The sequence below is a fragment of the Catenuloplanes niger genome, from assembly GCF_031458255.1.
Lineage (GTDB): Bacteria > Actinomycetota > Actinomycetes > Mycobacteriales > Micromonosporaceae > Catenuloplanes > Catenuloplanes niger.
On sequence record NZ_JAVDYC010000001.1, the window covers coordinates 9,092,180 to 9,112,744 of the forward strand.

At 73.7% G+C, this 20,565-nt stretch carries 15 protein-coding genes; 10 read left to right on the plus strand and 5 right to left on the minus strand.

Translation table 11 applies throughout. The annotated features are described in order from the left end of the window. The first annotated feature begins 1 nt into the window (after position 1). Positions 2–994, plus strand: a complete 993-nt coding sequence (locus J2S44_RS39940) for an Acg family FMN-binding oxidoreductase (RefSeq protein WP_310428345.1) — start codon at positions 2–4, stop codon at positions 992–994. 122 nt (positions 995–1,116) lie between these two features. Continuing rightward, positions 1,117–2,100, plus strand: a complete 984-nt coding sequence (locus J2S44_RS39945) for an NAD(P)-dependent oxidoreductase (RefSeq protein ID WP_310428348.1) — start codon at positions 1,117–1,119, stop codon at positions 2,098–2,100. Between the two features lie 155 nt (positions 2,101–2,255). Here J2S44_RS39945 and adhE read toward each other — a convergent pair whose 3' ends face one another. Then, a complete protein-coding gene (gene adhE / locus J2S44_RS39950) occupies positions 2,256–4,916 on the minus strand; it encodes a bifunctional acetaldehyde-CoA/alcohol dehydrogenase (RefSeq protein WP_310428351.1) in 2,661 nt (886 codons plus the stop codon). A gap of 175 nt (positions 4,917–5,091) precedes the next feature. Here adhE and J2S44_RS39955 point away from each other — a divergent pair, with 175 nt between their 5' ends. From J2S44_RS39955 to J2S44_RS39970, 4 genes are all read left to right on the plus strand, one after another. Then, entirely contained in the window at positions 5,092–5,964 is an 873-nt protein-coding gene (locus J2S44_RS39955; protein ID WP_310428354.1) for a universal stress protein, read from the plus strand. Positions 5,965–5,983: 19 nt separating this feature from the next. Then, positions 5,984–8,638 carry a pyruvate, phosphate dikinase gene (gene ppdK, locus J2S44_RS39960; protein WP_310428356.1) on the plus strand — a complete coding sequence of 885 codons (2,655 nt, stop codon included), beginning with the start codon at positions 5,984–5,986 and terminating at the stop codon, positions 8,636–8,638. Positions 8,639–8,872: 234 nt separating this feature from the next. Further along, positions 8,873–9,736 (plus strand): universal stress protein, encoded by an 864-nt coding sequence (locus J2S44_RS39965; protein ID WP_310428358.1) that lies wholly within the window; start codon positions 8,873–8,875, stop codon positions 9,734–9,736. A 289-nt stretch (positions 9,737–10,025) separates the two neighbouring features. Further along, a complete protein-coding gene (locus J2S44_RS39970) occupies positions 10,026–10,889 on the plus strand; it encodes a universal stress protein (protein ID WP_310428362.1) in 864 nt (287 codons plus the stop codon). Positions 10,890–10,940: 51 nt separating this feature from the next. Here J2S44_RS39970 and J2S44_RS39975 read toward each other — a convergent pair whose 3' ends face one another. Continuing rightward, a complete protein-coding gene (locus tag J2S44_RS39975) occupies positions 10,941–14,048 on the minus strand; it encodes an ATP-binding protein (protein WP_310428365.1) in 3,108 nt (1,035 codons plus the stop codon). Between the two features lie 409 nt (positions 14,049–14,457). Between J2S44_RS39975 and J2S44_RS39980 the strand changes: the two genes are divergently transcribed. After that, complete coding sequence (locus J2S44_RS39980; RefSeq protein WP_310428369.1) at positions 14,458–14,634, plus strand: hypothetical protein; 177 nt, start codon at positions 14,458–14,460, stop codon at positions 14,632–14,634. 68 nt (positions 14,635–14,702) lie between these two features. Here J2S44_RS39980 and J2S44_RS39985 read toward each other — a convergent pair whose 3' ends face one another. After that, complete coding sequence (locus J2S44_RS39985) at positions 14,703–15,347, minus strand: DUF4360 domain-containing protein (protein ID WP_310428371.1); 645 nt, start codon at positions 15,345–15,347, stop codon at positions 14,703–14,705. 462 nt (positions 15,348–15,809) lie between these two features. On the opposite strand from J2S44_RS39985, the gene J2S44_RS39990 reads away from it, so the two are divergent. Continuing rightward, positions 15,810–16,463, plus strand: a complete 654-nt coding sequence (locus J2S44_RS39990; protein WP_310428374.1) for a DUF4360 domain-containing protein — start codon at positions 15,810–15,812, stop codon at positions 16,461–16,463. A 67-nt stretch (positions 16,464–16,530) separates the two neighbouring features. On the opposite strand, the gene J2S44_RS39995 is transcribed toward J2S44_RS39990, so the two are convergent. Further along, entirely contained in the window at positions 16,531–17,031 is a 501-nt protein-coding gene (locus tag J2S44_RS39995; RefSeq protein WP_310428376.1) for a nitroreductase family deazaflavin-dependent oxidoreductase, read from the minus strand. Between the two features lie 142 nt (positions 17,032–17,173). Between J2S44_RS39995 and J2S44_RS40000 the strand changes: the two genes are divergently transcribed. Both J2S44_RS40000 and J2S44_RS40005 read left to right on the plus strand, forming a co-directional pair. Next, complete coding sequence (locus J2S44_RS40000; RefSeq protein WP_310428379.1) at positions 17,174–18,421, plus strand: FAD-dependent oxidoreductase; 1,248 nt, start codon at positions 17,174–17,176, stop codon at positions 18,419–18,421. An 8-nt stretch (positions 18,422–18,429) separates the two neighbouring features. Beyond that, complete coding sequence (locus J2S44_RS40005; protein WP_310428381.1) at positions 18,430–18,912, plus strand: MarR family winged helix-turn-helix transcriptional regulator; 483 nt, start codon at positions 18,430–18,432, stop codon at positions 18,910–18,912. 63 nt (positions 18,913–18,975) lie between these two features. Here J2S44_RS40005 and J2S44_RS40010 read toward each other — a convergent pair whose 3' ends face one another. Then, positions 18,976–20,439, minus strand: a complete 1,464-nt coding sequence (locus tag J2S44_RS40010) for a PepSY-associated TM helix domain-containing protein (protein ID WP_310428383.1) — start codon at positions 20,437–20,439, stop codon at positions 18,976–18,978. Positions 20,440–20,565 lie beyond the last annotated feature (126 nt).

Genomic DNA, 20,565 nt, shown 5'->3' on the forward strand with positions numbered 1-20,565 from the left:
CATGAGCCCGGTGCTGACCACACTGCGCGCCCTGTCCCCGGAGTCGCTGGACGCCTGCCTGACGGCCGCGATCGCGGCGGTGTCGGTCCACAACACCCAGCCGTGGCTGTTCCGTGCGCACGGCCCGGAGATCGACGTCATGGCGGACGAGCGGCGCCGGCTGCGGGTGATCGACCCGGACGGCCGGCAGCTCGCGATGAGCGTCGGCGCCGCCGCCTTCAACCTCCGGGTGGCGATGCGTGCCCGCGGCCGGCTGCCGGTGCAGCGGATCCTGCCGGACTCCGCGCACCCGGAGACGCTCGTCACCGTCTTTCCCGGCCCGTTCTCGCCGCCCGGCGCCGGCATCCGGGAGCTGACCGCCGCGATCGGGCGGCGGCACACCAGCCGGTCACCGCTGCGTACCTCCGCGATCCCGTGGCGCGTCCAGCAGGATCTGCTGGCGGCCGCCGCCGCGGAGGGCGCCCGGCTGACCGCCTGTGCGCCGGTGTCCCGGGACGGCCTGTTGGCGCTGACCCGGGCGGCGGCGGAAACGCTGCACCACAACCCGGCCTACCGCGACGAGATCGCGGCCTGGGCCGGCGGGCCGGCCGCGCGCACCGACGGTGTGCCGGTCACCGCGTTCGCGCCGCGGGACGCCGCCGCACGACTGCCGCTGCGCGACTTCCGGTCCGGCCGGCCGGAGCTGTACCGGCCGGTCACGGCGCGGTTCGAGCGGTTCCCGGCGCTGATGGTGCTGTCCACGCCCGGCGACACCCGTTACGACTGGATCCGTGCCGGGCAGGCGCTGCAACGAGTCCTGCTCACCGCGACGGTGCACGGGCTCGCGGTCACGCCGATGAACCAGGCCCTGGACGTACCCGCGCTCCGGCACCTCGTCGGCGGTGACGGCGCCGGGCCGCACGCGCAGGCCGTCCTGCGCCTCGGCTACGGCTCGCCCGGCCCGGCCACACCGCGTCGCCGCGTCGACGAGGTCCTGGTCGGCCGGACGCCGTAACGCGACGCGACCACGTGATGCGGCCGGCACGACGTCCTGTCGTGCCGGCCGGACCACGTGCGCCATATAGACCGTGCGCCCGCCGCTCGCGTTCCACGTACTCGGGAAAACGTCGAGCGGCGTTGTCCGCACCAGCCGGTGATCGCATTCGCGGGACTGTCGATTCACCGTTTATCCGCTGTTCCGCGCGGCCGCGGAACTGTGGTGAGCGCGATCACTCGGATGAACAGATAGCGGAAAGAATCGTTTATGCGCATATGACGCTAAGAATTGGTTTCGTCGGGGTCGGGGACATCGGTGGTCCGATGGCCGCCCGCTGCATCGGGGCCGGGTTCGAGGTCTCGCTGTGGGCCCGGCGGGCGGCCAGCCTCGAGCAGTTCGCACCGGATTCGTTCCGGGTCGCGGCGTCACTCACGGATCTCGGCCGGGGCAGTGACGTCGTCGGGGTCGCCGTTTTCAGCGAGGACGACGTGCGCGAGGTCGTCGCCGGTGACGAGGGCATCGCCGCGGGCATGGCGCCCGGCGGCATCATCCTGATCCACTCGACCGTCTCCGGCCGGCTCGTGCAGGGCCTGGCCGAGGAATGCGGGTCCCGTGGTGTGACGGTGCTGGACGCCCCCGTCAGTGGCCTGCGCGCGCGGGCCGTCACCGGCGACCTGACCATCATGGTCGGCGGCCCGGAGGAGGCCTTCGAGACCGCCCGCCCCATGCTCGACGCCATGGCCTCCGCGGTGCGCCGCCACGGCCCGGTAGGCGCGGGTCTGCAGGTCAAAGTCCTCAACCAGTCCCTGCTGTACGCCAACATGGCCGCCGCCGGGCTGGCCCTCGAGGCCGCCGACCGACTCGGCCTGGACCGCGCCGTGGTCGCGGACACCATCCTGGCCTCCTCGGGAGCGAGCGTCGGCCTGCAGACCTTCGCCGGCCGGGTCACGAACGACCCGGCCTTCCGGGACCACGCCGCGAGAACCGCCACGAAGGACCTCGACGCCCTCGGCTCGGTGCTCTCCGCCGCCGGAATCGACGGAGGTGCCCTGTCGTCGATGGCCGCCGAGTTCACCGAGGTCGTCGCCCGTCTGTCGCCCGGCCGCAGCGCGCCGGTGCCGTGACGACAGGGACTCGCTGATCCGTACGCCCGTGGAACCGGCCGGCCGGCGTCGCGCCGGTCGAGGTCTCCGCGATCGCGGAGACCTCGACACCCGTCGGGGTGGTGCGCCCGGTCGAGCGTGCCCGCCGCGCGGGAACGCTCGACCGGGATCGGAGGTTACGACGCCGTCCGGGCGGTCCGTGCCTTGCGCGGGCGCGGTGCGCGGTCCTCGGCGGCCGTGGTGCGGTCGCCGTAGTAGGCGGTGCGCATCAGCTCCTGCATGTCGTCGAGCATCGGCATGCGGGGGTTGGCCGGCGCGCACTGGTCCTCGTAGGCGTTGAGTGCCTGCTGCGGCAGCGACTCCAGGAACGTCCGCTCGTCCACCCCGGCGGCCCGGAACGAGCGGGGGATGCCGACCTCGTCGCGCAGCCGTTCGATCGCGACGGCGAGGGACTCCACGCCCTCGGCCGGGGTGGCGGCGGGCAGCCCGAGCATCTGCGCGATCTGCTGGAAGCGCTCCGGTGCGCGGTAGCTCTCGTACTTCGGCCAGCCGGTCAGCTTCGTCGGCGTGCTGCCGTTGTAGCGGATCACGTGCGGGAGCAGGATCGCGTTGGTGCGGCCGTGCGCGACGTGGAACGTGGCGCCGAGCGTGTGCGACATGGCGTGCACGATGCCGAGGAACGCGCTGCCGAACGCCATGCCCGCGATCGTCCCGGCGTTGTGCATGCGCTCCCGGGCCACCGGATCCGACGCTCCGGCGTGGACCGCGCGGGACAGGTGACCGAAGATGAGCCGGATCGCGTGCAGCGCGAGACCGTCGGTGAAGTCGCTGGCGTAGACGGACACGTACGACTCGATGGCGTGGGTGAGCGCGTCGAAGCCGCTGTCCGCGGTGACCACGGCCGGCAGGTCCGCGGCCAGCACCGGGTCGACCACCGCGACGCTCGGGGTGAGCGCGTAGTCGGCGAGGGGGTACTTCTTGCCGGTCGCGGTGTCGGTGATGACAGCGAACGGGGTGACCTCCGCGCCGGTGCCGGACGTGGTCGGGATGCAGACGAGCTTCGCGAGGTCGCCGAGCGTGGGGAACTTGAAGGCGCGCTTGCGGATGTCGAAGAACTTCTCCCGCATGTCCGCGAAGACGACCTCCGGGTGCTCGTAACGCAGCCACATGACCTTGGCCGCGTCCATGGCGGAGCCGCCGCCGAGCGCGATGATCGTGTCCGGGCGGAACGAGCGCATCAGGTCCGCGCCCCGGTCGACCGTGGCCACGCTCGGCTCGGGCTCGACGTCGTCGATGATCTGCAGTGCCACCCGCTCCGGGCGGCGGTGCAGCACCGAGATGACGCGGTCGACGTACCCCAGCCTGGTCATGGTGTGGTCGGTGACGACCGTGACCCGGTGCACGTCCGGCATGTCGGCGAGGTACCGGATCGCGTTCGGCTCGAAGTAGATCTTCGGCGGGACCTTGAACCACTGCAGGTTGTTCGTACGCCGGCCGACCCGCTTGATGTTGATGAGATCCACCGCCGTGACGTTGTGCGAGACCGAGTTGCGGCCGTAGCTGCCGCAGCCGAGCGTGAGCGAGGGCAGGAACGCGTTGTACATGTCGCCGATGCCGCCCTGCGACGCCGGCGCGTTCCAGATGATCCGCACCGCCTTGACCCGGCGGCCGTACGCCTCGGCCAGCTCGTCGGACGCGGTGTGGATGACCGCGGAGTGCCCGAGGCCGTGGAACTCGACCATCCGCTCGGCGAACCGGATGCCCTCCTCGGTGTCGCGGGCGGTGAGCAGCGCCAGCACCGGGCAGAGCTTTTCCCGGGTCAGCGGCTCGGCCGGCCCCACCGTGTCGACCGGCACGATGATGATCGACGTGTCCGGCGGCACCTCGAAACCGGCCTGCTCCGCGATCCACGCCGGGCTCTTGCCGACGACCGAGGCGTTGAGCTTCGCGCCGGCGCAGTCCGTGCCGTCCGCGGCGACGCCGAACATCAGCTTCTCCAGCGCGGTCTTCTGTTCCGGCGTCGCGATGTGCGCGTGCAGCGCGCGGAACTCGTCCAGCGCGGCCGCCAGGATCGGCTCGTCGACGATGACGGCCTGCTCGGACGCGCAGATCATGCCGTTGTCGAAGCTCTTCGAGAGCACCACGTCGTTGACGGCCCGCTTGAGGTCCGCGGAACTCTCGATGTAGGCGGGCACGTTGCCGGCGCCGACGCCGAGCGCGGGCTTCCCGGCCGAGTAGGCGGCCTTGACCATCGCGTTCCCGCCGGTGGCCAGGATGACCGACACGCCGTCGTGGTTCATCAGCGCGGACGTCGCCGCGACCGACGGCTCGGAGATCCACTGTACGCAGTGCTCCGGCGCGCCCGCCGCGACCGCCGCGTCCCGCACCACCCGGGCCGCCTCGGCGCTGCACTCCTGTGCCGAGGGGTGGAACGCGAAGATGACCGGGTTGCGGGTCTTCAGCGCCAACAGCGCCTTGAAGATCGTCGTCGACGTCGGGTTCGTCACCGGCGTGACCGCCGCGACCACGCCGACCGGCTCCGCGATCTCGGTGATCCCGGCGACGTCGTCGCGGTTGATCACACCGACCGTGCGGACGCCGGCCATGTGGTTCGTGACGTGTTCGCACGCGAAGATGTTCTTCACGGCCTTGTCCTCGAACACGCCGCGCCCGGTCTCCTCGACCGCCCGCCGGGCCAGATCCGCGTGCCGGCTCAGCGCGGCCACGGACGCCTTCTTCACGATCTCGTCGATCTGCTCCTGCGTGAAACCGTCGTAGTCGGCCAGGGCCTTCAGCCCGTGCGCGACCAGGACGTCGATGACCGCGTCGGTCGTCATCCGGAATCACTCCACATCGTCAATCGGTGCCGGTTCCCAGCCTTGTCGCGCCGGCGCGTTCCGGTCAGCGGCGATCGGTACCCGCCGGTGGGACCTTCGGCCCTGCCCGCGGCGCGCCGGACGGCGGACGGTCGTATCGACGGACACCACTCCGGTGGCCGGGAGGGAGGCCACGATGAGTCGCACGGACCACCTCACGCTCGGCTTCGACGACTCGCCCGGCGCGCGCACCGCGCTGCACTGGGCCCTGGACGAGGCCGCCCGCACCGGTGCGGCGTTGCGCCTGGCGCTCGTGCTGGACACGCCGGCGGTGCCGGCGCCGGTGCCGTACCCGGTCGGCTGGCCGGACCAGGCCGCCATGGACGTCGCGACGGCCGTCCTGGACCGGGTCACCGAGGCGGCCGCGCACTCGCACCCCGCCGTGCCGGTCACCCGTACGGTGCGCCGGGGCGCGCCGGCACGCGTGCTGGAGGACCTGTCCCGCACGTCGCGCCTGCTGGTGCTCGGCAGCCACGGACACGGTGGCTTCACCGGCATGCTGCTCGGATCGACCGGCGTCTCGGTGTCCGCGCACGCGCACTGCCCGGTCGTCGTGGTGCGCCGGCACGCGGATCCGCACGGCCACGTCGCCGTCGGGCTGGACGGCTCGCCGGCCAGCCGGATCGCGTTGCGGTTCGCGGCGCGGGCCGCGGTGTCGCGCGGGGTGCCGCTGCACGCGGTCCGGGTCTGGACGCCTCCGTCACCGCTGTGGGAGCCGTCCGGCTTCGACGCGGCCGCGGTCCAGGCGGCCGAGACGGCCGCGCTCGACAAGGACCTCGTCGACTGCCCGAGCACGCGGATCACCGCCGAGGTGGTCGCCGGCAACCCGGCCGGCGTGCTGCTCGCCGCCGCCCGCCACGCCCAGCTGGTCGTGGTCGGCACCCGCGGCCACGGCGGCTTCACCGGCATGCTGCTCGGTTCGGTCAGCCAGCATCTGCTGCACCACGCGCCCTGCCCGGTCGCGGTGGTGCGCGAACCCGTACCGGCCACACCCGACGTCGACCACTGAGACCACGGAGGTGCGCACCATGTCCACGTACGTGCACGACTTCATCGACGGCAGCCGGGACGCCGCTGACCTGCTCGGCGGCAAGGGCGCCAACCTGGCCGAGATGACCCGCCTCGGCCTGCCCGTCCCGCCCGGCTTCACCATCACCACCGACGCCTGCCGCGCCTACCTGAAGACCGGCGCCGTGCCGGTGGAACTCATGCGCCAGGTGGAGGACCACCTCCGTGGCGTGGAGGCGCGGATGGACCGGCGGCTGGGCGACCCGGACCACCCACTGCTGCTGTCCGTGCGGTCCGGGGGCCGCTTCTCCATGCCCGGGATGATGGACACGGTGCTCGACATCGGGCTCAACGACCGTACCGTCGAGGGACTGGCGAGGGTCGCCGGCGACGCCCGGTTCGCGTGGGACTCGTACCGGCGGCTGATCCAGATGTTCGGGCACACCGTCTTCGACATCCCCGCGGCCGCGTTCGAGGAGGTCCTCTCCGCCGCCGGCCCGGAGGAGTCACTGGACGCGGACGCGCTGCGGGACGTGGTCGCCGCCTACAAGCAGATCTTCCACCGGCACACCGGGCGGGACTTCCCGCAGGCGCCGCACGAGCAGGTGCACCTGGCCGTGCTCGCGGTCTTCCGGTCGTGGAACTCGGAGCGCGCGCAGGTCTACCGCCGGCAGGAACACATCCCGGACGACCTGGGCACCGCGGTGAACGTGATGGCGATGGTCTTCGGAAACCGCGGGCCCGACTCCGGCACCGGCGTGGCGTTCACCCGCGACCCGGCCACCGGACGCCGCGGCGCCTACGGCGACTACCTGCCGAACGCGCAGGGCGAGGACGTCGTCGCCGGGGTGCGCAACACCGTACCGCTGCAGGCCCTGGCCGATCTTCAACCCGCCTGCTACGCGCAGCTGCTGGCCAACATGGACGCGCTCGAGGAGCACTACCGGGACCTGTGCGACATCGAGTTCACGATCGAGCACGGCCGGCTGTGGATGCTGCAGACCCGGGTCGGCAAGCGCACACCCGAGGCCGCGTTCGTGATCGCCGCGCAACTGGTCGACGAGGGGCTCATCGACCTCGACGAGGCACTGCGCCGCGTCTCCGGACCGCAGCTGGCGCACCTGATGTTCCCCGCGTTCGACCCGGCCGCCACGCCCCGCGCGCTGACCACCGGCGTCGCCGCGTCCCCGGGCGCGGCCGTCGGCGCGATCGTCTTCGACTCCGCGGCGGCCGCCGCCGCGCGGGAACCGGTGATCCTGGTACGCCGGGAGACCAACCCGGACGACCTGCCCGGCATGATCGCCGCCGTCGGCATCCTCACCGGCCGGGGCGGCAAGACCTCGCACGCGGCCGTGGTCGCCCGCGGCATGGGTCGGCCCTGCGTGTGCGGCGCCGAGGAACTGGACATCGACCCGGCCGCCGGCACCCTGACCGTGCACGGCACGGTCCTGCACGCCGGCGACGTCATCTCCGTCGACGGTACGACCGGGAAGATCTACCCCGGGGCGGTTCCGGTCCGGCCGTCCGCGCTGATGCGCCACCTGGGCGACGGCACCGCACGAAGCGACGACCCGGTCGTCGCCGCGGTCGACCGGCTGCTCGACCACGCCGGCCGGGTCGCCCGCCTGGGCGTGTACGCGAACGCGGACACACCCGAGGACGCGGCGCTGGCTCGCCGGCTGCGCGCCACCGGCATCGGACTGTGCCGCACCGAGCACATGTTCCTCGGCGAGCGCCGCCCGCTGATCGAGCGGTTGATCCTGGCCGGCGACGACGACACCGAACGCGAGGCCGCGCTCGCGGCGCTGCTGCCGCTGCAACGCGCCGACTTCGCCGGGATCCTCGCCGCGATGGACGGTCTCCCGGTCACCATCCGGCTGCTCGACCCGCCGCTGCACGAGTTCCTGCCCGCGCTCGACGAGCTCACCGCCCGGGTGGCGCGAGCCGAGGCGCTCGGCGCCGACCCCGGCCGGGACGCGCTGCTGCTGACCGCGGTACGCCGGCTGCACGAACAGAACCCGATGCTCGGGCTGCGCGGCGTCCGGCTCGGCCTGGTCGTGCCCGGCCTGTACGACATGCAGGTCGAGGCGATCGCGGCCGCGGCCGCGGCCTGCCGTCGCGCGGGTGGCGACCCACGCCCGGAGATCATGGTCCCGCTCGTCGGTGACGTGCGCGAACTCGCCGCCGTACGCCGTGCGGCCGAGGCCGTGATCGCCCGGGTCGAGGGCGCGCCGGCGATCCCGGTCGGCACGATGATCGAGGTGCCGCGCGCGGCGCTGCTGGCCGGTGAGATCGCGGAGGAGGCCCGGTTCTTCTCGTTCGGCACCAACGACCTCACCCAGATGGGCTGGGGCTTCTCCCGCGACGACGTGGAGGGCGCGTTCTTCGGCCGCTACCTGGAGTTGGGCATCTTCCCGGTCTCGCCGTTCGAGACGATCGACGAGCGCGGCATCGGCCGGCTGATCCGGATCGCGGCCGACGAGGGCCGCCGGACCCGGCCGGACCTGGTCGTCGGCGTGTGCGGCGAGCACGGCGGCGACCCGTCCTCGGTGCGCTTCTTCCACGACGCCGGCCTCGACTACGTGTCCTGCTCGCCGTACCGGGTGCCGATCGCACGCCTCGAGGCCGGCCGTGCCGTCGTGCTCGGTGCGGCCGGCGGCTCGGACAGCCGCTGAACACACACCGGGCGAGGGCCGCGCGCCGGCCCTCGCCCGGCCGTCCCGGTGTGATCGATCCCGGGGCGCGGAACCGTGCCGCAACCGGGACCTTGGTCCCTGTCGATGCCCTCGCCGGGCGGCGACCCTGACGGTGTGACGCCCGGCAGCCGGAGGTGACCCGGCGGACTCGTCCGGGCGCCGCCGAGCGCTCGCCGCCCGGCGAACGCCGCCCGCGGATCGTGAGGTGCTGTCATGACCATCAGGACCATCGTCGTCGGATACGACGGCTCACCAGGTGCCGACGCCGCCAGGATCTGGGCACTCGACGAGGCGGAACGGACCGGCGCGGCCGTTCGGCTCTGCTTCGCCCGCGAGTGGGCCGGGCTGATGCCCGCCGCCCCGTTCGTGCCCGGCACGGCCGTGCCACCGGAGGCGGAGATGGAACGCGCCGCGACGGTGCTGCTCGACGAGGCACTGCGGGAGGCGGCCAAGACCCACCCCACGGTCTGCGTCAGCACGGCGGTGCGCCACGCCGGCGCCGGTGCCGCGCTGGTGGACGAGTCCCGCGGGGCCGAGCTGCTGGTGCTCGGCGCGCACGGCCACAGCGCATTCACCCATCTCGTCCTGGGATCGGTGTCCATCCAGGTGTCCGCGCACGCGCACTGCCCGGTCGTCGTGGTGCGGGACGTCGTCGCGCACGCGGGCACGACCGCACCGATCGTCGCGGGCGTCGACGAGTCCACCGGCGCACCGGCCGTACTGGACTTCGCGTTCATCACGGCCGAGGCGCGACGCGTACCGCTGCGCGTCGTGCGCGCCTGCACCCCGGCACCCACCGCTTGGTTGCCCGCCGCCGACCTGGGCGAACCCACCGAGGACGACCGGCACCGGCTCGACGACGCGCTCCGCGGACACCGGCAGCGCTACCCGAAGGTGGCGGTGACCACCACGGTCCGGACCGGCAGCCCGGCGCGAGCGCTGCTGGAGGCGGGCCGCTCCGCACAACTGATCGTCGTCGGCTCCCGGGGACGCGGCGGGCTGAGCGGCGCGCTGCTGGGCTCCGTCAGCCAGCAGCTACTGCACCACGCCCCGTGCGCCGTCGCCGTGGTCAGATAACCGGGACCATCGGCCCTGTTCGATGTTCGCCGCGCCGGCGCACGCTGCGGGTGACGCATGGGACGAGGCACGGGCCGCGCGGTGCGGTCGGCGGGAGCCGTGTCCGTACCGCGGCCCGCCGCTCGTGGTCATCGGTGTGGCCACGACGGTCACGCCGCGGTGACGCGACCACGGTGGCGCCACCACGGCCGGTCCGCCGACAGCGCCACCCGTGGCCGCCCAGCGCCGACGTCCTCACCGGCGGACCGCGGTGGGTGCCGAGTCCGTGCCCGGAGCAGGAGGAGGAGCGATGGCACCAAGGGAGATCATCGTCGGGACCGACGGCTCGGCCGGCGGCGACCGGGCGGTGCGCTGGGCCGCCCGCGAGGCGCGACTGTCCGGACGCCCGCTGCGCATTCTGACCACGGTCGACTGGAACTGGACCAGCGGCCGCTTCACCGGCGGCATCAGTCAACGCCAACTCGCCGAGGAGGCCGCCGAGACCGTCCTGGCCGACGCCCGCCTGACCGCGCACGGCATCGCGCCGGGCGTCGCCACCCGCTGCGAAGCCGCGGTCGGCGGGCCGGCGGCGGCACTGATCACGGCCGCGCGGCAGGCCGTCATGCTGGTTGTCGGCAGCCGGGGCCGGGGCGGCTTCGCCAGCCTGCTGCTCGGCTCCGTCGGCCAGCAGGCCGCCGTCCACGCGCCGTGCCCGGTCACGGTCGTCCGTGGTGAGGCGGACATGCGCGCCGGGCCCGTCACGGTTGGCGTGGATCATGGGCCGGCCGCCGCGGACACGCTGGCGACCGCGTTCGGCCTGGCCGCCGAGCGCCGCGCCGCACTGCGCGTCATCCACGCGTACACCGAACCGGGCACGATGCGCGGCACGACCGTACCCCCGCTGATCTTCGACCCGGAACGTACCCGGCGCGACGAACTCGCGGCACTGGAGTCGGCGCTCGCGCCGTGGCGGGAGAAGTTCCCCGGTGTGCCGGTCGAGGCCCAGGTGACCGCCGGGGACGTCCGGACCGTGCTGACCGGCGCGTCCGAGCAGGCGGAACTGCTGGTGGTCGGCGGCCGGCCCGGTCCGGCCGGCGCACTGCTCGGCTCGGTGACGCTGCGCGTGCTGCACCACGCCGCGTGCCCGGTCGTCGTGGCACACCCGCACGGCTGATCCGCGGCGGTCGAGGACGTCGATCCGGGGAGACCGGCCGTGCCGCGCGGCTCAGGTCGTCCAGCGGCGCTCGATGGTGACCAGCGTGCCGGTGGGGGAGGGGGTGACCCGGACGTCGCCGAAGGCGTTCATCAGGACCGCGCCGCGGCCCCGGTCCCGGGCCGGTGGGCGGGCCCGCCACGTGCCGAAGTCCTGGACCTCGATCCGGATCAGGCCGTTGCGGGCGCGGAGGCGCACCTCGACGTGCGGCCGGGTGGGCTGCTGGGCGTGCTCGACGGCGTTGTTGACCGCCTCGGTCGTGGCGATCTGCAGGTCGTAGAGCAGGTCCGGGCCGATGGTGTCCTCGGGCAGGACCGTGCGCAGGTCGTTGCGGACCGCGGCGGCGGCACCCGGCGCCAGCGGATACGTCCAGACGACGTCGGCGTCCGGCAGGTCACCGACCGGCACGGCGGCCCGGTCGTCCGGCGCGGACGTGGCCTGGACCGGTATCGCGACGGCCGACCCGCGCCCGGTCACGTCGGCGAGGCCGGCGGCCGTGGTCGCGGCGGCTTCGGTGGTACCGGCGGGCTGGGAACCGGCGGCTTCGGCGAAACCGGCAGCCTCCGGACCGTTGCCGTTCGCGGTCCCGGCGGCTCCAGCGGTCCCGGCGGCTCCAGCGGTCCCGGCGGCCTCAGGACCGGTGGCCCCCGCGCCGGTGGCCCCCGCGCCGGTGGCCCCGGTGGGACCGCCGGGTTCGGAGCCCGTCGATCCGGCGGAACCGGTGATCTCAGCGGCACCGGTCGCCGCGGCGAGTCCGGCGGTCTCGGTGCGGGGCGTCGCCGGGGGCGGCCCGGCCGGGGAGTCGGGACGCGGTCCGGTGGCCGCCGCGAGGCGGGCCAGGCGGAGGCTGTTGCGGACCCGGGCGATCAGGTCGGCCGCGGTGAACGGCTTGACGATGTAGTCGTCCGCGCCCGCCTCGAGGCCCTCGACCCCGGACTCGTCGCCGGCGCGGGCCGACAGCATCAGGATCGGCAGGCGCTGGGTGGTCTCGTCCCGGCGCAGCGCCCGGACCAGCGCGAAACCGTCGGCGCGGGGCATCATCACGTCGGTGATCAGCAGGTCGGGCCGGTCGTCCCGGATCGACCGCAGCGCGGCCTCACCGTCGCCGGCGGTCCGCACGGACCAGCCCTGTGCGGTCAGCAGCCGGGTCAGGTAAGCCCGCATGTCGGCGTTGTCGTCCGCCACGAGGATGTGCACGGGAGGCCCACCGACGGTCGCGGCTGTCGCGGCTGTCGCGGCTGTCGCGGCTGTCGCGGCTGTCGCGGCTGTCGCGGCGGCGCCCGCACCGCCGGCAGCGGCACCGCCGGCAGCGGCAGCGTCGTTCCGGCCCGGCGCGGACCGGGTGTCGTGGTCGTCGAGCCAGCCGGTGGCCTCCCGGACCGCGGCCCGTGCCGTCGCCAGCGGTTGCGGGTCCGCCGTCCGGGGGACGTCCGTCGCGTCGACGGCCGCCCACGGCAGTGTCACGGTGAACGTGGTGCCCTTGCCGGGGGCGCTGTCCACGGCGACGTCGCCGCCCTGCAGGCGGGTCAGCTCGCGCACCAGGGCGAGACCGATGCCGGTGCCCTCGTGGCTGCGGGACCGGGCCCCGCGCACCCGGTGGAAGCGGTCGAACAGGTGCGGGATCTCGGCCGGGTCGACGCCGATGCCGGTGTCGCTGACCGTGAGGTGGACCGCGTCGGTGCCGGCGTGCAGCGCCACCCGTATCTCGCCGACGAAGGTGAACTTGAGGGCGTTGGAGAGCAGGTTGGTGACGATCCGTTCCCAGTGCTCCGGGTCGACCGCGACCGGCCGGGGCAGCGGTGGGCAGTCGACCACGAGCCGCAGGCCGGCGCGTTCGATCGCCGCGCGGAAGACGGCGGCGAGCTCGCGGGTGACGGCGGGCAGGTCGACCCCGGCCGGGGTGGTGCGGGCGCGCCCGGCCTCCACGCTGGAGAAGGTCAGCAGGTCGTTGACCAGGGAGAGCATCCGGCCGGCGTTGCGCCACGCGGTGTCGACGCGGTCGCGCTGGACCGGGCTGAGCGGCGCGGTGTCGTCGCCGAGCGCGTCGGCCAGCGGCCCGAGCATCAACGTCAGCGGGGTACGGAACTCGTGGCTGACGTTGGTGAAGAAGTCGGTCTTGGCCCGGTCCAGCTCGGCCAGCGCGGCGGCCCGGGCGCGTTCCTCCTGGTAGGCGCGCGCCGTGCGGACCGCGACCGCGACCTGCTGTCCGAGCAGCGCGTAGAACGACCGGTACGTGTCGTCGAGCGCGCGGCTGGGGCTGACGCCGGCGAGCAGCACGCCGACCGGCTCGCCGGGCCCGGCCGACGGCAGCGGCTGCGCCAACGTGACCTGCACCGGGTCGCCCCACGGCCCGGCGGGGACGGTGATCCGGTCGCCGACCTCGGTCACCTGGACCGTGCCGGTCGAGGCTGCCGCCCGTACCCCCCAATGATCTTGTTGGTGGATCTCGGCCGGCAGTGACCGGGCGGCGGCACCGGTCGTCGCGACCCGGCGCAGGATCTCGCCCTCGCGCAGGTAGACGGCGGCGAACGGCACGTCGAGCGGGTGCTCGCCGATCACGTCGCAGAGGCCGGCGCAGGTCCGTGCGACGTCGTCGAGGGCGGCGCCGGCCGGCACCGAGAGCTCGCGCAGCAGGCGGAGCCGGCGTTCGCCGACGACCTGTTCGGTGACCTCGCTGCACACCGTCAGCACGCCGACCGTGACGCCGTCGTCGTCGCGGGCCGGCGCGTGCGAGACGCTGAAGTACGCCTCCTCGCGGTAGCCGGACCGGTTGAGCAGCAGTTGCAGCGCCGGGACCCAGCTGGCGACGCCGGTGGCCATCGCGTCGCTGATCAGCGGCGCCAGCACGTCCCAGCCCTCGGCGAGGGTGATCCGCACGTCCAGGCCGAGCGCGGCCGGGTGCCGGTCGCCGATCAGCGCGGAGTAGGCGTCGTTGTAGAGCTGGGTGAAGTCCGGGCCCCAGAGCAGCAGCATCGGGTACCGCGAGGACAGCACGATCCGCACCGCCGCGCGCAGGCTCTGCGGCCAGCCGGACACCGGACCGAGGTCGGTGCGCGCCCAGTCGAGGGCAGCCATCAGCCGCCCGGTCTCGCCGCCCGAGGCGAAGAGATCGCCGGTCACCGGTTACCCCCTGTTCTGGCCGGTGGTGTCATACCCGGCCAGCCGACTTTCGCACATCTTCCGGTGCGTTCGCGGCGAGGGCCTCCCTCCGGCGTGGGCGGCGGCCGGTCCCGCCGCGGCCCGGAATGATCGAATGCGGGCGTACGCGTAACTCCCGACCGGCCCGACCGCACTGCCCCGCTGCGGAAACGGTCCCGTTGCGGAAACGGCGGCCGCGCCGGTCGCGACGGTGTGGAGTGCGTCGCGCAGAACGCCGCGGAGCGAGGGCGGAGGCACCAGCGGTGCGGTGGGATCCCGGCCCGGCGGAGGGCGCGACGTCGCGGAGTCGGTGCCGGACGTGCGCGCCGTCGACGCGGGGCCGGTGCTCCGGCCGACGTGGCGCCCGTGCGCACCGTGGCAGGTCGGCCGTGTGGCCGACGTCTGCGTCCCGGCTCAGGTGCGGCCGGCGGCGGTCGGCGTGATCACCGGCGGGCCACCGGGGCTGATCCGGTCATCGTGGGTTCCGGCGGCGGCGGTCGGCGTCCGTCCGGCCTTCGCCGGGCGTGCCGCCGCCGGCCGGGTCACCGGCGGCACGGTGCTCGCCTGATCCGGTGACGCGCGGTGGCGAGGGCCGCCGGGTGGCCGGTGACCCTCGCCTCTGTCGTGTCGATCGCGTTACCGGCAGCGCTGCCATGCGAAGTGGTAGGTGGTGGAGATGCTGCCGTCGGTGGAGTCCATGGTGACGAAGCTCGCCGCCGTCGAGGTGCCCTTCGAGACCCTCAGCTCGGTGTTGATGTTGAGGTTGCGCAGTTCACCGCAGGGGTGCCAGACGACCGCGGCGATCGGGACCTCGTCGCTGGCGATCCAGTTGTCGTCGAGCGGCGCCGCGATGGCGTGGTTGATGTAGGTGCTCTGGGTCATGCCCTGGAAGTAGTAGTTGGCCCGCTGGGAGGCGACGGCCCCGGTCTGGAGCAGCCCGTATCCGCGGTAGTCGACCTTGGTGATCGCGAAGGTGAAGCCCTGAGGTACGTGCACCAGCACGTTGAGCTGGCAGTTCTTGCGGCCCTCGGTGGTGGCGATGCCCGGGCCCGCCTGAGCCAGGTAGTCGCTGTAGATCGCGGTGAAGGCGGTGTTGTCCGGTGAGACGGCGACGGCCGCCGAGCCGGGCCGGCAGCCGGAACCGGCCATCGCCACGAGATCGATGACGATGTGGTCGGTGGGCGGATCGTCCAGGATGTTTCCGGCGGACGCGGGTGAGCCCGCGATCAGCGAGGCGGCGATCAGCGCCAGTACGGTTCCGGCTTGCAGCAGTTTACGCATGGAACTCCCTCCGTTGTGAACGACAGTGCGCGCGCCGGGACAACGGTAAAGGCGACATAGATGCACGTCAATGTTTGAACTCTGGTCGCATTGTGCAGTAAATGGATGGCGACGCCGACGTGGGGCGAATTGGTATACCAAAAGGCGGGTTAATTGGTATACCAATCACCTCGTAAGGTATCGGCAAGGGGTGCCGCCGGTCGCTTCCAAAAGGGCGCAAACGACCGTTTATCGCACTTGGGACTGCGATATGGATCGATTTCATGGCTTTCGTCAACATCGATTATCGCCAATGCTTGTGCCGAGGGTGCCGTCCGGCATACATTCTCTAGCGGCAACCGGCCGGAGCGGTGACGTTCCCCATCATATGAATCTTGACGGGGCGGCGCGAGGGGGCCGGATTGGCGATGAGGCATCCGCGAGGCACCGGTTGATTTTGTAACCATAACGGGAAGGAATGCAATGAGAAGAAACCCCGCCGGCGCGAGATACGCGGTTCTCGCCGCAACACTCGGTACGGTTCTGGCCCTGCCGCTGTCCGCACCGGCGCACGCGGACGACGCGACCGCGGACGCGGTCCCGGACGGAAACGTCACGGTCGAGGTGCTGGCCGCCAGTGGCTCCGGCTGCCCGCCCGGCTCCGCCTCGGTGATCACCAAGTCCGACAAGTCCGGTTTCCGGATCAGGTACTACGACTTCGTGGCCTACGCGGGTGGCGGCGCCGCCGTGGCGGAGCGTCGCAAGAACTGCCAGATCGGCGTCCTGATCACGGTGCCGGCGGGGTGGACCTTCGCGATCGCCGAGGCGGAGTACCGCGGCCGGGCCCGGCTCCACCCCGGCGCGACGGGTCTGCAGCGCACGAACTACTACTGGCAGGGGTCGTCCGAGAACAGCGGCACCGAGCAGACCTTCACCGGCCCGCTCGGCGGCTACTGGTCGACGAGGGACGTGGCCCCGGTGCTGATCTACACGCCCTGCACGGCGCAGCGCGTCCTGAACATCAACACCGAGCTGCGCGTGGACGCCGGCGGATCGGCCGGCACCAGCAGCATGTCGATGAACTCGAGCGAGGGCGACGTCGACACCCTGTTCAACTTCAGCTGGACGCGGTGCTGAGGCCGTACCCACGTCGGTTCGTCCCCGCTCGCGGAGGGCTCCACGGAGCCCTCCGCGTCGCCGGGTGTCAATCGCGCGCCGCCGGATCGGGCCGGACGCGAAAGACCGGAAAGGCCGTCGCGACGGTACGAAGCTCCGCGTCGGACGCCGTGGCCGAGACCGGCAGGTGCGGTCGCGCCCCGGGTGCCAGCCGCAGGTAGCGGCGCAGGATCGGCGGGCGCTCGGCGGCCGGGACCTCGGTCAGCAGCACGGGCTCGCGCCGGCCGCGGCGCAGCACGGCCCGGCCGCCGCTCGCGCGGACGTTGTGCACCCAGTTGGCCCGCTCGCCCAGCATCGAGACCAGGTACCGCTCCTCGCCGAGCGTCGCGACCACGACCGGCACCGAGATCGGCCGGCCGGTGCGCCGCCCGGTCACCTCCAGCGTCACCGCCCGGCGGGGCGACAGCAGGCCGGCGCCGTACTGGGCCGCGTCCAGGCGGTTCAGCCACCGGGCGAGCCGCCCCGGCCGGTCGTGCGGGTACATCCGGCGCTTCGCCGCGTACAGCCGGTCCGTCACCCATCGACGCATGTGCGCCTCCTTCGCCGGGTGCAGTGTGCCGGGTCCGGCGGGTGCCGGGCAGGGCCGTTCGGCCCGGTGACGGAGCCCGGTCGCCGACGGCGTGGCATGCCGGCGGCCTTGCCGAAAACATCTTAGTCATTAAGATAACCGCATGGGCATATCGACCGACTTCTCGGTGGCGATCTCCGGTGCCGGCCTCTCCGGCCTCTGTCTCGCCCAGTACCTGATGCGCGCCGGCATCGACGTGCACGTCTACGAGCGGGACCCGGGCCCCTTCGTCCGGCGGCAGGGCTACCGGATCATCCTCGACCGGTACGGGCTGGCCGCGCTGCGCGAGAGCCTGCCCCGCCCGCTGTACCGGCTGGCGCTGGCCACCGGCGACGAGCCCGGCGGCCACCTGCGCTTCACCGACAGCCGGCTGCGGGACGCGTTCACCATCACGTTCAAGGACGAGCCGCACGCGACCCGCCAGGTCGACCGGCTGACGCTGCGGTCGATCCTGCTGTCCGGGCTGGACGGGCGCGTCCACTACGGCAGGTCCGCGGTCGCGGTGGACGACGCCGGCCCGGCCGGTCTGCGGCTGCGGTTCACCGACGGCGGGTCCGTCCCGGCGACCGTCGTGGTGGGCGCGGACGGCGTCGGCTCGGCGCTGCGCGCGCGGCTGATGCCGGACGCGGAACCGGAGAGCACCCCGATGGCCGGCGTCTACGGCCGGTCACCGCTGTGGCGTGACGGCGTGAGCGTCATCCCGGACGCGCTGCGCACCAGCGGGGTCCTGGCCCTCGCCGACCGGCCCGGCCGCGCGTTCTTCTTCACCTCCATGCGGTTCGGCGAGAACCCGCGCGAGGCCTTCGCCCGCCTGGCCCCGGGCGGCTACGCGCCGACCGGCGACGACTACGTCATGTGGGGCCTGCTGTTGCGGCGCGACGAGGTGCCGGCCGGCGTCCGCGGCGACCTGCTGGCGCTGCGTGACCTGGCGGCCCGGTGGAGCACGGACTTCCACCCGCTGATCCGGCGGCTGGTCGACACGGCCGAGCTGGACTCCACCGTGCTCAACCTGTTCGCCACCGGCCGGCGCCCGCGACGGTGGGCGGTGCCCCGGGCGACGATGATGGGCGACGCCGTGCACGTCATGCCGCCGTTCGGCGCGCACGGCGGCAACACCGCGCTCCGCGACGCCGCCCTGCTCGGCCGGCGGCTGGTCGAGGCGCGAGCCGGCGCGATGTCGGTGGAGGAGGCGATCGCCGGCTACCAGGACGAGATGGCACCGTACGCGTTCCGTGCCGTCGACACCGCGGCCGGCCTGATGCGCCGCCTCACCGGGGGCGCGGCCGCACCGCACTGGGTGCTGACCCGCCTGCTACCTCGGCTGCACCCGGTCACCGTACCGGAGGCATGATTGCGGGCATGCCCGACGAGCGTGCCGCCGCGATCGCCGACCTGATGCGCGCCGGCCGGGAGGCCGCCCGGCTGTCCATGGTGTTCCGCTACGCCGTCGCGGAGCGGCTCGGCCTCACCGTCAGCGACCTGGAGTGCCTGGACTTCCTGGCCGACGCCGGGCCCGCCACCGCCGGGCAGGTCGCCGAGCGGACCAACCTCACCACCGGCGCGGTGACCAGCATGCTCCGCCGCCTCCAGCAGGCCGGCTACGTGACGGCCGAGCGCGATCCGGCCGACCGGCGGCGGGTGATAGTCGCCCTGCGCCCGGAGCGGGCCGCCGAGCTGGACCGGCCGTACGAGCGCTTCGCCGCGCGGGCGGAGCGGCTCGTCGAGGGCTACCGCGCCGAGGACATCGCGCTGCTGGTCCGGCACTACGACCGGATGCGCGCGATGTACCTCGCCGAGCTGGACCACCTGCGCGACCACGACACCGCGCCGCGACCGGCCTGACGTCCCGGTGCGGGCGGCGACCGGGGCCGGCGGTCGCACCGGCCGCGGTCACGGCGTCTCCGGTCAGCCGCCCGCCGGCGCCGGTGACACCGGCGTCTCCGGTCGCGCGCCGCGCCGGTCACCGCGCCGGTCACGGACCGTGGCCACGATCGCGTCGATGACGACGAACGCCGCGAGCGGGATGCCGAACAGCGGCAGTGCCCAGCCGACCGCGAACACGGCCAGGATGCCGGCCACCACCGCCCGGGCCGGGACCGCGCGCCAGTCCACCCGGGCCGGGGCGGCGCCGACGAGGGCGCGCCGGCCGTCGCGCGTCGGCCGGCGCTGCCACCACATGCGGTAGCCCCAGACGATGACGCAGAGCAGACCGATCGCGAGCGCGGCCAGCACGATCTGGTTGACCGCGCCGAACAGCAGCCCCATGTGGGCGTTGATGCCCCAGTTCGTGAGCTTCGCGGTGAACGGCCAGTCGGCGAAGTCCACCCGGTCGGTGACCGTGCCGGTGGTGGTGTCCACGGCCACGCTGTCCAGCCGCTCCGGGACCTGCGTGTCGGTCTGGCTGACCTTCCACGCCGTGTTCGCGTCGGCCGGTGGCACGATCGAGACCGGCCCGTCCAGACCGTTGTCGCGGGCGACCGTGAGCGCGGTGTCGATGCCCGCCGGGTCCGCGCCGGTGGCCGGGGCGGTGCCGCCGCCGTGGTGGCCGCCGGCCGCGGCGCCCGGCGCGCCGGTGAGCGCGGTCGAGACGGACGGCGTGCCGCCGCGGATCTGGTCGATCAGCAGCCCGAAGTGCGCGCCGGCGTAGTTCGACCAGGTCAGCCCGGTCGCGGACAGGCCGAGCAGGCCGACCAGCAGCCACGCACCGACCGCGCCGTGCCAGCCCCGGGTCCGGCGCACGCCCCGCCGGGCGGACAGTTCCGGAGCGAGGAGCCCGCGCACGGTACGGCGGCGCCGCCACCAGAGCACGATCCCACCGAGCGCGATCACCCACAGCCAGCTCGCGGCCAGCTCCGAGTAGAGATTGCCGGCCGCGCCCAGGTGCAGGTCCCGATGCAGCACGTCCAGCCAGGCCTGCGGCGGCGTCCAGCCGAACTGGGTGGTCAGCTGCCCGGTCACCGCCCCGGTGTACGGGTCCACGTAGACGGTGTGCACCTTCTCGGCCGCGGCCAGCTCCGGCACCGCGAAGTCGACGTGCGTCGTCCACTCGCCGCCCTTCACCCGTACCCCGGTGATCGTGCCCTCCGGGTGTGCGGCCCGGGCGGCGGCGAGCTGCTGCGACACCGGCACGGTGGCACCGCTCGCGTCGTCGACCAGCAGCTCCTGCGCGTAGAGGAGCCGGTCGAGCGTCGGCGTGGCGACGAACAGCAGGCCGGTGACGGCCGCGACGACCAGGAACGGCGCGATCATCAGGCCGGCGTAGAAGTGCACGCGCAGCAGCAGCGCGCCGAGCGCGGACCCGCCGTTCACGCGGCGGGGGACGGGTGCCGCGGCCGGAGCGGGCGCGGCGACCTCGGGGGTGACGGACATCGGCGTTTCCTCGTCTTGGGTGTCGCCGGCGCGACGGCGCCGGCCTCCGGGCGGGGGCAGCCGACCGCCCGGATTCCCCACGACCACCGGAGCGTCGGCGAAGACCGGCGTCACGTGCTGGTCTCC